This is a genomic window from Streptomyces sp. NPDC028991 (assembly GCF_055564775.1).
This window is the reverse complement of sequence record NZ_JBVHVP010000013.1, coordinates 108,435-120,604: the sequence shown is the minus strand read 5'-3', so window position 1 is coordinate 120,604 and position 12,170 is coordinate 108,435. Positions and strand designations below refer to the sequence as shown.

Genomic DNA, 12,170 nt, shown 5'->3' with positions numbered 1-12,170 from the left:
CGCAACTGGCGATCACTATACGAGAGTTACTGATCGAAAAGAGAAGGATTCCGTTCAATCACTGCTCGTTCAGGCACAGCACGCTGCCCCGCCGAACCCGCCCGGCAGGCGTCACAACCGCTCGTTCGCCACATCGTCCTCATCGGGCGTCCGCCCCGTCCCCCGACGGCCGTGGGCCTGGAGCAGCCGCAGCCGGTCGAGGTGGGAGATCACGGGGGAGGCCGTCACCCCGTGCAGCACGACGGAGCCGAGGACGGTGAAGGCCACCACGGCCCACAGTTCCCCGGCCGGAACGTGGAAGCCCTCCGTGCCGAGGGCGTGCGCGAGGTAGAACAGCGAGCCGATGCCGCGGATGCCGAAGAAGGCGGTCACGAGACGCTCCCGGCGGCCGGCGGCCGTGCCGAACTGCGCGACCCAGCCGGTCAGCGGCCGCGCGACGAGCAGCACGAGCAGGCCGACGGCCGCACCCTGCCAGGTCAGGTCGGCCAGGGCACCCTGTGCCACACAGACACCCAGCAGGAACAGGAGCCCGGCGGTCAGCAGTCGTTCGACCTGCTCGACGAAGTCGTGGAGCACGGCGTGGTAACCGTGGTCGCGTTCGGCGGCGCGGATGCGGCAGGCGGTGACGAAGACGGCCAGGAAGCCGTAGCCGTGGGCGAGTTCGGTGATGCCGTAGGAGAGGAACGTGGCGCCCAGGGCCACGAAGCCCTCCCGGTGCTCGGACAGCCGCACCGACGCCCGGCCGGCCCGGAAGAAGAGCCAGCCGAGCAGCTTGCCGACGGCCAGGCCGGCCAGTACGCCGATCCCGCACGCGTACAGCAGGTCGACCAGCAGCCAGTGTCCGACCCACCCGCCGGACAGGCCCGTGCCCGCCGCCGCGGTCAGCGCGATCGCCGCCATGACGACGGGGAAGGCGAGGCCGTCGTTGAGGCCGGCTTCGCTGGTGAGCGCGAAGCGCACTTCGTCCTCGTCGTGCTCGGAGTCGGTGGGCGCGCCCACCCGCACCTCGGAGGCGAGCACCGGATCGGTGGGCGCGAGCACGGCCGCGAGCAGCAGCGCGGCGGCCGGCGGCCAGTCCAGCAGCCACCAGGCGAGGAGCCCGGTAGCCGCGATGGTCAGCGGCATGGTGATGCCGATCAGACGCCACGGCGCACGCCAGCGGCGCCGGCCGAAGGGACGGTTCAGCGCGAGCCCGGCACCCATCAGGGAGACGATGACGCAGATCTCGGTGAGATGCTCCACCCACACCCGGTCGCGCACCGGGTCGATCTCCGGAAGCGGCGTGGACAGCAGTTGCAGGGCGGCCCCGCAGGCCAGGAAGACCAGTGGCATCGACAGCGGCCGCCCGGCCACCAGCCGGGGGAGGACGGCAGCCGCGAGGGCACCCGCCCCGAGCACGGTGAAGAGGAAGTCAGCCAAGGTCACCGCTCACGTGTGCCCGCCGTCGAGGAGTCCCACGCCAGGCCGCTCGGCCGGAACGCGGACGGGACGGGCCCCGCGGCGCTCAGGGCAGTCCGCCCTGCTCGCAGACCTGGCGGGCGAGGTCGCGGAGTTTGACGTTGTGGTCCTGCGAGTACCGCCGAAGCGTGGCGAAGGCCTGGTCCTCGGTCAGGCGGTGTCTGCCCATGAGGATGCCCATGGCCTCGCCGATGGTGTGCCGGGTGCCGATGGCCTCCTGTAGCTGGGCGTGCGTACGGGCACTGGAGAAGGCGACCGCGGCATGGGAGGCCAGCAGCCAGCCGGCGGTCTCGTCGGCCTCGGTGAACGCGCCGGGCCGGTACGAGTAGAGGTTCAGCGCCCCCAGATCCTCGTCCTCGGTGAACAGCAGGAAGCCCATCATGCTGCCCAGGTTCAGTTTGCGTGCCTCGGGCACGTACTTGGGCCAGCGCCGTGCCTCTTCCGTGAAGTCGGCGATCCGGAACTGCCGCTGTCCCTCGGAGGTGCGCGCGGCGTCGAAGCACGGTCCTTCTCCCACCCGCCCCTGCAGCTCGTCACTGTCGACGACCACCGGGTCGGTGGGGGCCAGGGACTTCACCTGTTTGCCGCGCAGGATGAGGATGCCGGCGGCGTCGCAGTCCTCCACCAGCTCCTTGGCCGAAGCGGTGATCCGCTCAAGGGTGTCGTTCACCGATTCCTGCGCCAGCAGATCGCGCGCCAACGACGCCATCTGCTGAGCGAACCCACGCCAGTCCTCCATGCCGATTCCTCCTCGTTCCCCGGAGGAGTGCCCCGGAAGCGGGCGCGCGCACCTGTGGCCCGTCCGGCCGCGGCCGTCCGTGTCGCCGAGGCATACGACGGACGGCTGACACTGCCGCGCCGACCGGCCGACCGGGAGCTCAGCGGCCGCCGGGCCGGAGCCGGTCGGCGGCGTCCGGCGACTGGATCCGCATCCCGGGACGCCGCCGGTGCACGGTCAGGTACGTCACCCCGTCCGGGCCGGCGACGACTCCCCGGGCGGAGCCGTGCGGGAGCCAGGTCAGGACGCCCGCGCGCAGGGGCTGCTCGCCGTCGGTGCGGACCAGGGCGGCCTCGCCGTGGAGAACGAGCAGCAGGACGTCCAGGTCCGGTTCGGTGTGCGTGTCGACCCGCCCCGCCGGGGGGAGGCGGACGACGTTGGCGTCGAGCTGCCGCCCCGGCTCGGCGAGCTTCCACAGGGCGCCGGCCGACGCGGCTTGGCCGCGGGGCACGAGGTCCGCGGTGTCGCACAGGACCCGGGGGAGGGGAGGACCGGCCGCCGGCGCGGGAGAATCGCCGTCTTCCGCCGCCATCAGGTGTCACCGTCCGCCGGACGACGTCCAGTGACGCGCCGCGCGAAGAGATTCCGGTAGATAAACACGAATCCATTATGCGCATTTGATAGCGTCCCGGCTGTGCGGCTGACCAAATTCACCGACCTGGCGCTGCGTTCCGTCATGCGCCTGGCGGTCGTGGGGGACGGTGACGACCCGCCGACCACCCGTGAGGTGGCCGAGGTCGTCGGTGTGCCGTACACGCACGCGGCGAAGGCCGTCACGCGCCTGCAGCACCTCGGTGTCGTGGAGGCGCGGCGCGGGCGCGGCGGCGGACTGACACTGACCTGCCTCGGGCGGCGTGCCTCGGTGGGATGGCTCGTGCGGGAGCTCGAAGGCGACGGTGAGGTGGTCGCCTGTGAGGGCGACGCACCGTGCCCGCTGCGGGGGGCGTGCCGGCTGCGGGGCGCGCTGCGGAACGCGCAGGAGGCCTTCTACGCCGCACTCGACCCGCTGACCGTGGCCGACCTGGTGGCCTCGCCGACCGGTCCGGTCCTGATCGGCCTCACGGACCGTCCCTCCGGTTGACGGACGGCCCGGCCGACGGGTTGCCGGGCGCCGAGGCGCCGAGCAGGCGGTCACGCACCCGTGGGCGGGCGCCGGCCCGCCGCGGGACTTCCGCAGAGGCGTTAGGCCGCTGCGGTGAACGCGGTGGTGATGGCGGTGTCGACGCGGGCGTGCACGACCAGCCGCGGGCCCGAGGTGTCGGCGTTGTTCTCCAGCAGCCGGCGGACGGGCGCGCTGTGGGTGACGGCGCACATCAGGACGCCGAGCCGGCCGCACCACTGGTGGGCCCGGAGCACGGCGCTGACCGCGGCGTGACCGGCGGCCCGCTCGGTGAGGACGATGACGACGGGGGTCGGCTGATGGGCGTCGACCAGGTTGGTGATGTGCGTGGTCAGCGTGGCCCGCCCGTCGATTCCCGGGTCCTGGTCCACCGTGATGACCAGGACCCCATGCTCCAGGGTGTGGGACAGCATCGTGGCCTCCGATCCGACGCCTGGTGGCGAAGTTGTGTCCAGTGAAGGTGCCCGGTACCGCGCTCGCAACGCGCCCGCGTCCGGACCGGCCGGCCGGTGCCCCGCACACGGCACTGAGTACGATCGTCCGGACCCCGCCCGCCGTGCCCTGATCGACACAAGGAGCCCCGACCGTTGCCCGCCCTCCTGCCCCCGCCCCGTACCGGGCCCCGCCTGCTGGCCCCGGAGCGGCTGACGCGGCTGGAGGACGGCGAACGGCTGCACGCCCTGCTGTGGCGCCCGGGACCGGGCTGGCGGATGGCCAGCAGTGCCGTGCTGGGCGGGGGCATCGCCGATCGCGCATGGGTGCTCAACGCGCAGGTCGCCCACGGCTACCGGCGAACCGACCCGGCGCGGCACCTGGCCGACCTGGCTCGCGCCGCCGGCGCACGGGGGCCCGGGGTGGGGCTGATGACGGCCGCCGACGTGTCCGCCTGCGCACGGGCGCGGGACGGCGGTGCGGAAGCCGTGGTGACCGCGGGGATCTCGGTACGCGGATGGGCGGCCTCGCCCGAGCAGGGGGCCGCAGCGCCCGCCGCACCGGGGACGATCAACATCGTTGCCGCGCTGCCGGTCGCGCTGAGCGACGCCGCCCTGGTCAACGCCGTGATGACGGCGACCGAGGCCAAGGTCCAGGCGCTGCTGGACGCCGGCCTCGACTGCTCCGGCACGCCCACGGACGCCGTGTGCGTGGCCGCCCGCGCCGAGCGGTCCGGAGCCGGGACCCACACGTTCGCGGGCCCGCGCTCCGAGTGGGGAGCCCGGCTGGCCCGGGCCGTCCACCGGGCCGTGCTCTCCGCGCTGCCCACCGGCCCGTGAGCCCGGGTCCGTCACCCCGTCACAACGAGGTCCTGCGCCGCACCGCCACCGCCCGCAGGGCCAGCGCCACGGCGAGCAGCACCCAGGCCACGGCGCAGTACGCCCACGCCGTCGCGCCCCGCACGAGATCCACGGCGCTCCACACGGCCCACAGCGCGAGTACGACGCACAACGCCGTCCACGCGACGTCGGCGAGGCGGGTGCGTAACTGCGCGCGCTGCCGGGTGCCCGGTTCCAGATCGCCGAGACGGTTGCCGGTGGGTCCCTGCCGCTGATCCACGTCGGACTCCTTGGGGGAACGCTGAAGAGTGAACTCCTGGTACCCGCAGGGAGGTTGCGCAAGCGGTGGGGCGCGGAACACATGCGTGGGGTGACCCGGACCGGGCCGCCCCACGCACGCGTCGACCTCGGGCGATCAGCGCTGCGAGGTCTTCTGCAGGGCCTTGTCGAGAGCGGCCTTGAAGCCGTGGGCCCACAGCTGGTTCACCCGGCTGCGCTCGTTGGCGTTCGGGTAGGCGTTGGTGCAGGACGGGCCGGGGCCACCGCCCGACATCAGCTCGCTGCACGGGCCGGAGTAGTGGTCGGGCAGACCGAGCACGTGCCCGGTCTCGTGGGCGGTCACGCGGGTCGAGTCGTACTGCTGGTTCTGCCGGTAGTCGAGGAAGATGTAACCGTTGCCGTGTCCGTCCGTGGAGGCGTACGAGCCGCGCGAGTCGTTGCCCTCGTAGTACGCGAAGTCCGCGCCGGAGCTTCTCTCCGCGAGCCGCACGTTGGACACCGAGCCGTTCCAGATCTGGGTGGAGCGGGATATCTGCGAGCGGAAGCTGGGCGCGTTGGCGGCGCTGTAGTAGACGGTGACGGCCGCCGTCGAGGTCGGGTTCGCGGCGCGCTTCTCGGCGACGGACTTGATGACCGCCTCGAAGAACGCCCGGTTGGCGGCGGCGTCTTCGCCCGAGCCGGCGGAGGGCTGGTAGCCGACCTGGGCGGCCTTGGCCGGCGCCTGGGGAGCGGCGGCCGTCGCGGCGGGACCGGTGCCGAGCGCGGCCGCCGTCAGGCCGAGGCCGACCGCGGTGGAGAGCAGGGGCAGGCTGATACGCATCGATGACTCCTTGTGTGGGGGAGTGGGGAGAGAAGTCGTCACCGGTGAGTGTGGAGGGCCCGTGAGCCCGCTGTGATGATGGCAACAGGTGATAGGGCGGGGCTATCACCACCGAAGGCCACCACCGGAGGGCAGCACCGGAGGGCAGCACCGGAGGCCGCCACCGGGCGGCCTCCCGGAATCAGCTTCGACCGGAGTGCAGAACTCGCCCTGATAGGCCGCGTTTTGTTCACCTGGCGCAACCAAGTGTTCCGCTTTACGCTCCTTGCATGGAGCTCGAGGTGAGGCACCTACGCGCACTGTGCGCCATCGCCGACGCCGGCAGCCTGCACCGCGCGGCCCGTCAACTGGGCGTCGCCCAGCCCACCTTGAGCACGCAGCTGCACCGTATCGAACAGGCCCTGGGCGGGCCTCTGTTCATCCGCGAGCGCACCGGCTGCCGCCCCACCCCGCTCGGCCGGACGGTCCTCGGCCGGGCCCGTCCGCTGCTGGCCGACATGCGCACCCTGGTCCGCGAGGCCCGCGCCGCCGCGGCCGGCGGCGACAGCCGGGTGCGCGTCGGCTCGACGGCCAGCCGCGCCCTGGCCGGCTGGCTGCGCCGGCTCAGACAGCCGGGCCTGGAACCGACGCTCCAGATGGACGTCTCCGCCAACGCGCTGCTGCGCAGGGTCGCCGAGGGCCAGCTCGACGTCGCCTTCGTGCACGAGGTCGAGGGCTGCCCGCTGCACGTGCCCGAGGGCCTGCGGCTGCGGGTCCTCGTCGAACGCGAGCCGCAGTTCGTCATGCTCCCCGCGGACCACCCCGCGGCCCCCCGGTCCGTCGTCCGCCTCGACGACCTGGCCGAGGACCGCTGGATGGTCGACCCCACCGTCGACGGCGAGTGGGACGGAGTGCACCGCATGCTGCGCGCGGTCGGCCTCAACCCGCGGGTCCTGCACGGCGACTACCACACCGCCGCGTCCCTCGTCGCCACCGGCGAGGTCGTCACCGTCTGCCAGCCCAGTTCCCTGTCCCGCCCCGACACGGCCGTCCGGCGCCTGCACGGCGACCCCCTCGGCGTACGCCTGCTGCTGGCCGCGCGCACCCGGACCGAGCTGGACGCCGTCTACCCGGCGCTGGAGGAGGCGTACTGGGAGGTGGCCCGCCAGTCCACCGCGTACCGGGAGTGGCTGGAACACACCGGGCCCCGCCTCGTGCCGGCCCCCTGAGCCGTATCGGCCATTGCGGTGGTTTCCCACCCGAATCGGTATGGCAAGAAGGTCATATGGTTACGGAGAGGTGTATGAGCTCTGTGCGACGTCTTCCGCCTCTTCGTTCGATGGCCGTCATCTGTGCCCTGGGCAGTTCCGTCCTGCTGATGACCGGCTGCACGAACGCCGACACGACACGCTCCAGTGTCGCCGAGGCGGCTCAGACCACTCCTCCCACCACATCCCCCACCAATACGGCCACCGCCACCGACACCGCTTCGCCCTCTCCTTCGGAGTCCCTGACCGACGACCAGTCCGAGCGCCGGGCTCTGGTCCCGAAGGCGAAGGTCACCTGGGACAAGGCGGCCGACACCGCCGTGCAGGAGGTCCCCGAGGGCAAGCTCGTCGACCTGGAACTGAAGCCCACGTCCGCCGAGGCCACCGCCTCGACCGGTTCGCCCAGCCCCAGCATGCCGAACCCGGCCCCCAGCCAGGGCGCTCCCGAGTGGGAGGCCAAGGTCGCCGCCCCCGACGGCACCGTGCACCGGATCGACGTCGACGCGGTTTCCGGCAAGGTCTTCCGCACCCAGGCCGAGGACCAGGACGCCGACGACAAGCAGCAGGTCGCCGACTGGCTGAAGAACGCGACCCAGACGCCGGAGCAGGCGGTGAAGGTGGCCACCGACAAGGCCGACGGCACGGTCACCGGCGTCGAGCTGGACGAGAACGACGACCAGCAGCTCCTGTGGGCCGTCGACGTCGTGTCGACCGACAACTGGAACAAGACGACCGTGGACGTCGACGCGACGAACGGCAAGATCCTGCGCGAGCACGTGGACCGCGACTGAGTGCCGACCCCGGCACCGCGAGAAGAAACCGAAACAGCACGAGCAGCCGGGTGGAGTCACCCGGCTGCTCCCGTCTGACGCTCAGACACGCCGGCATGACCACCGAGACGGCGAACCAGCCCATCATCAGCTTCGGCAGCCAGGTGTTGAGGGGAGCGTCACCCCTTGCGGCCCACCCCGCCGAACATGGCCACCTCGGCGGGCGTTTCGTCGTCACCGGCGTCGGGATGCCAGCGGTTGCAGGAGACCACGCCCGGCGGCAGGAGTTCCAGCCCGTCGAAGAACCGGGCCACCGCGCCCGGGGTGCGCTGGGTCAGTTTCGGGGTGCCGTGCTCGTTCCAGAAGGACACCGCCGCGTCGACGTCGGGCATGTCCGGCCGGGTGACGGTGTGCGACAGGACGAGGTGGCTGCCCCCGGGCAGGGCGTCGACGAGCCGTCGCACGATCCCGTACGCCTCCTCGTCGTCCTCGACGAAGATGACGACGCCGAGCAGCATCAGCGCCACCGGCTCGTTCAGGTCCAGCGTGCGCGAGGCGTGCTCCAGGATGGCGTCGACGTTGCGCAGATCCTCGTCGAGGTAGTCGGTGCGGCCCTGAGGTGTGCTGGTGAGCAGCGCCTCGGCGTGGGCGAGGACGATCGGGTCGTTGTCGACGTAGACGATGCGGGACTCGGGCGCGATGCGCTGGGCGACCTCGTGGGTGTTGTCCGCCGAGGGCAGTCCGGTGCCGATGTCGAGGAACTGCCGGATGCCGTGCTCACCGACGAGCCGGCGTACCGCGCGGCCCAGGAACAGACGGTCGGCGAGGGCGTAGTCCCCGATGCCGGGGTGCAGCCGGCGTATCTGGTCGCCGGCCTGCTGGTCGACCGCGTAGTTGTCCTTGCCTCCCAGCCAATAGTTCCAGATCCGGGCCGTGTGCGGCTGGTCCGTCCTGATCCTGTGACGCGGTTCGTTCATGGCGGGCGACTCGGCCATGGTGAAGTCCTCCGGTCCGGGCGGTGATCACTCAGGGACCAACGTAGTCCCCGGAGTTGACGGAAGCGAAGGCTCCGGAGCGGGGCGTCGGCACCGGCGGCCGCGGGCGAGTGCCGGGTCGTTAGGATCATCCCTCATGACGGCACCCGAACCCACCATCCTCGCTACCTCCGGAGGGCACCGCACGGGTGGCCGGACCATGGTGGCGTTCGACGCCCTGGTGCACCACGCGGTGGAGCTCTCCGGCGCGCACGGCCGGCGTCCCCGGGTGCTGTACGTCGGCACGGCGATCGGGGACGCCGAGCACTTCACCGCCCGGATGACCGAGGCCGCCCGTGTCGCCGGCTTCGACCTGACGCCGCTGCACCTGTTCCCCATGCCCAACGTCGAGGACGTCGAGGAGACCGTGCTCGCTCAGGACGTCGTCTGGGTGATGGGCGGCTCGGTGGCCAACCTGCTGGCCGTCTGGCGCGTGCACGGCCTGGACCGCGTCATGCGCCGGGCCTGGGAGGCGGGAGTCGTGCTCAGCGGGGTGAGCGCGGGATCCCTCTGCTGGTTCCGCGGCGGTGCGACCGACTCCTTCGGCCCCCAGCTGCGCCCGGTCACCGACGCCCTGGGCTTCCTGCCCTACGGCAACGGCGTGCACTACGACGTGGACGAGGGCCGCCGCCCGCTGACCCACCGGCTCGTCGCCGACGGCACGCTGCCCGCCGCCCACTGCACGGACGACGGCGTCGGCCTCGTCTACCGCGGCACCGAGCTGGTCGAGGCGGTGACGGAGATTCCGGGCAAGGGCGCCTACGTCGTCGTACGCGAGGGCGACACGGCGGTGGAGGAGCGCATCGAGCCGCGGGAGTTGCCCGGCGTGGCGCCGTAGTCCCTACGGCGGGGGCGGGCGGCCCCGGCGCCTCGGCGGGCCGCGGTGGCCGTACGTGTTTGCCGACGCGGTCCGGGGCAAGGCGGTGTCCATGAGCGATCCGAACAAGGACACGAACCAGAAGCCCAACACCACACGGACCGCCGCGTCCAAGGCCCGCGACGCCGCGGACAAGGCGACCGCCCCCGCCTCGCGGGCCGGACAGACCGCCGAGAGCAAGGCCGGTGACGCGGCGTCAGCGGCCAAGGCCGGCGCCCAGCGTTCGGCGCAGGCCGCGAACGGCGCCGTGCAGTCGGCGGCCAAGGGCGTGGCGGCCGGCCGTCAGGTGGTCGTCGAGACCTCGGGACAGGTCGCGGCCACGGCCAAGACGGCGTGGACGGTCATCGCCCAGCGCAAGCTGGTCGCCGCGGGCGTGGGAGCCGGCATCACCGCGCTGAGCGCGGCGTCGTACGCGGTGGGACGCCGTGCGGGACGCCACACGCACGGGCCCCTCACCCGGCTCACCGGCGGCCGGATCTGACGCTTCGCGGCCGGCTCAGACCCGGACGCCGATGCCGACGCCGACGCCACGGCGCCCGGCCGGCCGGGTGTGCGGGCGGGCCGGCAGCCTCGGCGCCCCCGTACCGGTCATGGCGTTCGCCCGGTGCCGGCCGCAAGGCCCGGCACCGCCGTACCGCTCCCCGGGCAGGGGAAGATGGGACCGCGAGCGAAGTCCCGACCGATGCGGAGGAGTGGGCGTATGCAGCATGACCGAGCCGGAAAGCCGGCCGGCCCCGAGGACTTGATCGACGTCGCCCGGCTGGTGACGGCGTACTACGCCCTGCGCCCGGACCCGGCCGAGCCGGGGCAGCGCGTGGCCTTCGGCACGTCCGGGCACCGCGGATCATCCCTGGCGGCGGCGTTCAACGACGACCACATCGCCGCCACCAGCCAGGCCATCTGCGAGTACCGCTCCGCACAGGGCACCGACGGCCCGCTCTTCCTGGGCGCCGACACGCACGCCCTGTCCGAGCCGGCGAGAATCACCGCACTGGAGGTGTTCGCGGCCAACGACGTGACCGTCCTCGTCGACACGGCGGACGGCTACACCCCCACCCCGGCGGTCTCGCACGCCATCCTCACCCACAACCGCGGCCGCGCCTCGGGCCTCGCCGACGGAGTGGTCGTCACCCCGTCGCACAACCCGCCCGCCGACGGCGGCTTCAAGTACAACCCGCCGAACGGCGGCCCCGCGGGCTCCGACGCCACCTCCTGGATCCAGGACCGGGCCAACGAGATCATCGCGGCCGGCCTGAAGGACGTACGGCGTGTCCCCTACGCCCGGGCGCTCGCCGCGCCCGGCACCGGCCGCCACGACTTCCTCGACGCGTACGTCTCCGACCTGCCGAGCGTCCTGGACCTGGACGCGGTCCGGTCGGCGGGCGTGCGGATCGGTGCCGACCCGCTGGGCGGCGCGTCCGTCGCGTACTGGGGCCGCATCGCCGAGCAGCACCGCCTCGACCTGACCGTCGTCAACCCGCTCACCGACCCCACCTGGCGGTTCATGACGCTGGACTGGGACGGCAAGATCCGCATGGACTGCTCGTCGCCGCACGCGATGGCCTCGCTCATCGAACAGCGCGACCGCTTCACCATCGCCACCGGCAACGACGCGGACGCCGACCGGCACGGCATCGTCACCCCGGACGCCGGGCTGATGAACCCCAACCACTACCTCGCCACCGCGATCGCCTACCTCTACGCCCACCGCACCGACTGGCCCGCCGACGCGGGTGTCGGCAAGACGCTGGTGTCCTCCGGGATGATCGACCGGGTCGCCGCCGATCTCGGCCGGCGGCTGGTCGAAGTACCCGTGGGATTCAAGTGGTTCGTGGACGGACTGGTCGGCGGCACGCTCGGCTTCGGCGGCGAGGAGTCCGCCGGCGCCTCCTTCCTGCGCCGGGACGGTTCGGTGTGGACCACGGACAAGGACGGCATCATCCTGGCGCTGCTCGCGTCCGAGATCACCGCCGTCACCGGCAAAACGCCCTCCGAGCACTACGCCGCCCTGACCGCCCGCTTCGGCGAACCCGCCTACGCCCGCATCGACGCGCCCGCGACCCGGGAGGAGAAGGCCCGCCTGGCCAGGCTGTCCCCGGCCCAGGTCACCGCCGACAGCCTTGCCGGGGAGCCGGTCACCGGCGTGCTCACCGAGGCACCGGGCAACGGCGCGCCCATCGGCGGCATCAAGGTGACCACCGAGAACGCCTGGTTCGCGGCCCGCCCTTCCGGCACCGAGGACGTCTACAAGATCTACGGGGAGTCGTTCCTCGGACCGGACCACCTCCGGCAGGTGCAGGACGAGGCCAAGCTCGTCGTCCTGGGCGCGCTGGGCGGCTGACGCCGTACCGGCACCCCGGCACCCCGGCACGGGCCCGGGCCGGTCGGCGACGGCCGGCCCGGGGGAAGTGCCGCGGCCGGCCCGGGGGAAGTGCCGCGGTCGGCCGGGGGGAAGTGCCGCGGTCGGCCCGCCGCACCCGACCGTGCGGCCACGACGACGTGTGCCGCAGGATCGG

14 protein-coding genes are annotated in these 12,170 nt (G+C 72.8%); 7 read left to right on the top strand and 7 right to left on the bottom strand.

The genetic code is table 11. The features are described from left to right. Positions 1-111: 111 nt before the first annotated feature. From ACZ4V1_RS24230 to ACZ4V1_RS24220, 3 genes are all read right to left on the bottom strand, one after another. Positions 112-1,425 (bottom strand): cation:proton antiporter, encoded by a 1,314-nt coding sequence (locus ACZ4V1_RS24230; RefSeq protein ID WP_468339479.1) that lies wholly within the window; start codon positions 1,423-1,425, stop codon positions 112-114. Positions 1,426-1,504: 79 nt separating this feature from the next. Next, the gene (locus tag ACZ4V1_RS24225; protein WP_468339477.1) at positions 1,505-2,197 is read right to left on the bottom strand and encodes a GAF and ANTAR domain-containing protein; all 693 of its coding nucleotides are present in this window, start codon (positions 2,195-2,197) and stop codon (positions 1,505-1,507) included. A gap of 139 nt (positions 2,198-2,336) precedes the next feature. Continuing rightward, a complete protein-coding gene (locus ACZ4V1_RS24220; protein ID WP_468339475.1) occupies positions 2,337-2,768 on the bottom strand; it encodes a hypothetical protein in 432 nt (143 codons plus the stop codon). 102 nt (positions 2,769-2,870) lie between these two features. Here ACZ4V1_RS24220 and nsrR point away from each other — a divergent pair, with 102 nt between their 5' ends. Then, entirely contained in the window at positions 2,871-3,317 is a 447-nt protein-coding gene (nsrR, locus tag ACZ4V1_RS24215; RefSeq protein ID WP_468339473.1) for a nitric oxide-sensing transcriptional repressor NsrR, read from the top strand. A 101-nt stretch (positions 3,318-3,418) separates the two neighbouring features. Here nsrR and ACZ4V1_RS24210 read toward each other — a convergent pair whose 3' ends face one another. Continuing rightward, entirely contained in the window at positions 3,419-3,769 is a 351-nt protein-coding gene (locus ACZ4V1_RS24210) for a hypothetical protein (RefSeq protein WP_468339471.1), read from the bottom strand. 174 nt (positions 3,770-3,943) lie between these two features. Between ACZ4V1_RS24210 and ACZ4V1_RS24205 the strand changes: the two genes are divergently transcribed. Continuing rightward, positions 3,944-4,627: an adenosylcobinamide amidohydrolase gene (locus ACZ4V1_RS24205; RefSeq protein ID WP_468339469.1), complete on the top strand. Its 684-nt coding sequence runs from the start codon at positions 3,944-3,946 to the stop codon at positions 4,625-4,627. Positions 4,628-4,646: 19 nt separating this feature from the next. On the opposite strand, the gene ACZ4V1_RS24200 is transcribed toward ACZ4V1_RS24205, so the two are convergent. Then, positions 4,647-4,907: a hypothetical protein gene (locus tag ACZ4V1_RS24200; RefSeq protein WP_468339467.1), complete on the bottom strand. Its 261-nt coding sequence runs from the start codon at positions 4,905-4,907 to the stop codon at positions 4,647-4,649. 135 nt (positions 4,908-5,042) lie between these two features. After that, the gene (gene snpA, locus ACZ4V1_RS24195; protein ID WP_468339465.1) at positions 5,043-5,726 is read right to left on the bottom strand and encodes a snapalysin; all 684 of its coding nucleotides are present in this window, start codon (positions 5,724-5,726) and stop codon (positions 5,043-5,045) included. A 269-nt stretch (positions 5,727-5,995) separates the two neighbouring features. Between snpA and ACZ4V1_RS24190 the strand changes: the two genes are divergently transcribed. After that, positions 5,996-6,934: a LysR family transcriptional regulator gene (locus tag ACZ4V1_RS24190; protein WP_468339463.1), complete on the top strand. Its 939-nt coding sequence runs from the start codon at positions 5,996-5,998 to the stop codon at positions 6,932-6,934. A 74-nt stretch (positions 6,935-7,008) separates the two neighbouring features. Then, positions 7,009-7,764 carry a PepSY domain-containing protein gene (locus tag ACZ4V1_RS24185; RefSeq protein WP_468339461.1) on the top strand — a complete coding sequence of 252 codons (756 nt, stop codon included), beginning with the start codon at positions 7,009-7,011 and terminating at the stop codon, positions 7,762-7,764. Between the two features lie 158 nt (positions 7,765-7,922). Here the strand turns inward: ACZ4V1_RS24185 and ACZ4V1_RS24180 are convergent, their stop codons facing one another. Continuing rightward, positions 7,923-8,738 (bottom strand): SAM-dependent methyltransferase, encoded by an 816-nt coding sequence (locus ACZ4V1_RS24180; RefSeq protein ID WP_468339459.1) that lies wholly within the window; start codon positions 8,736-8,738, stop codon positions 7,923-7,925. 136 nt (positions 8,739-8,874) lie between these two features. On the opposite strand from ACZ4V1_RS24180, the gene ACZ4V1_RS24175 reads away from it, so the two are divergent. The 3 genes from ACZ4V1_RS24175 (at position 8,875) to pgm (ending at position 11,995) form a co-directional block, all read left to right on the top strand. Further along, on the top strand, positions 8,875-9,615 hold the full coding sequence (locus ACZ4V1_RS24175; protein ID WP_468339457.1) for a Type 1 glutamine amidotransferase-like domain-containing protein: 741 nt from the start codon (positions 8,875-8,877) through the stop codon (positions 9,613-9,615). Positions 9,616-9,706: 91 nt separating this feature from the next. After that, positions 9,707-10,135 carry a hypothetical protein gene (locus ACZ4V1_RS24170; RefSeq protein ID WP_468339455.1) on the top strand — a complete coding sequence of 143 codons (429 nt, stop codon included), beginning with the start codon at positions 9,707-9,709 and terminating at the stop codon, positions 10,133-10,135. 219 nt (positions 10,136-10,354) lie between these two features. Continuing rightward, on the top strand, positions 10,355-11,995 hold the full coding sequence (pgm, locus tag ACZ4V1_RS24165) for a phosphoglucomutase (alpha-D-glucose-1,6-bisphosphate-dependent) (RefSeq protein ID WP_468339453.1): 1,641 nt from the start codon (positions 10,355-10,357) through the stop codon (positions 11,993-11,995). Positions 11,996-12,170: the final 175 nt, after the last annotated feature.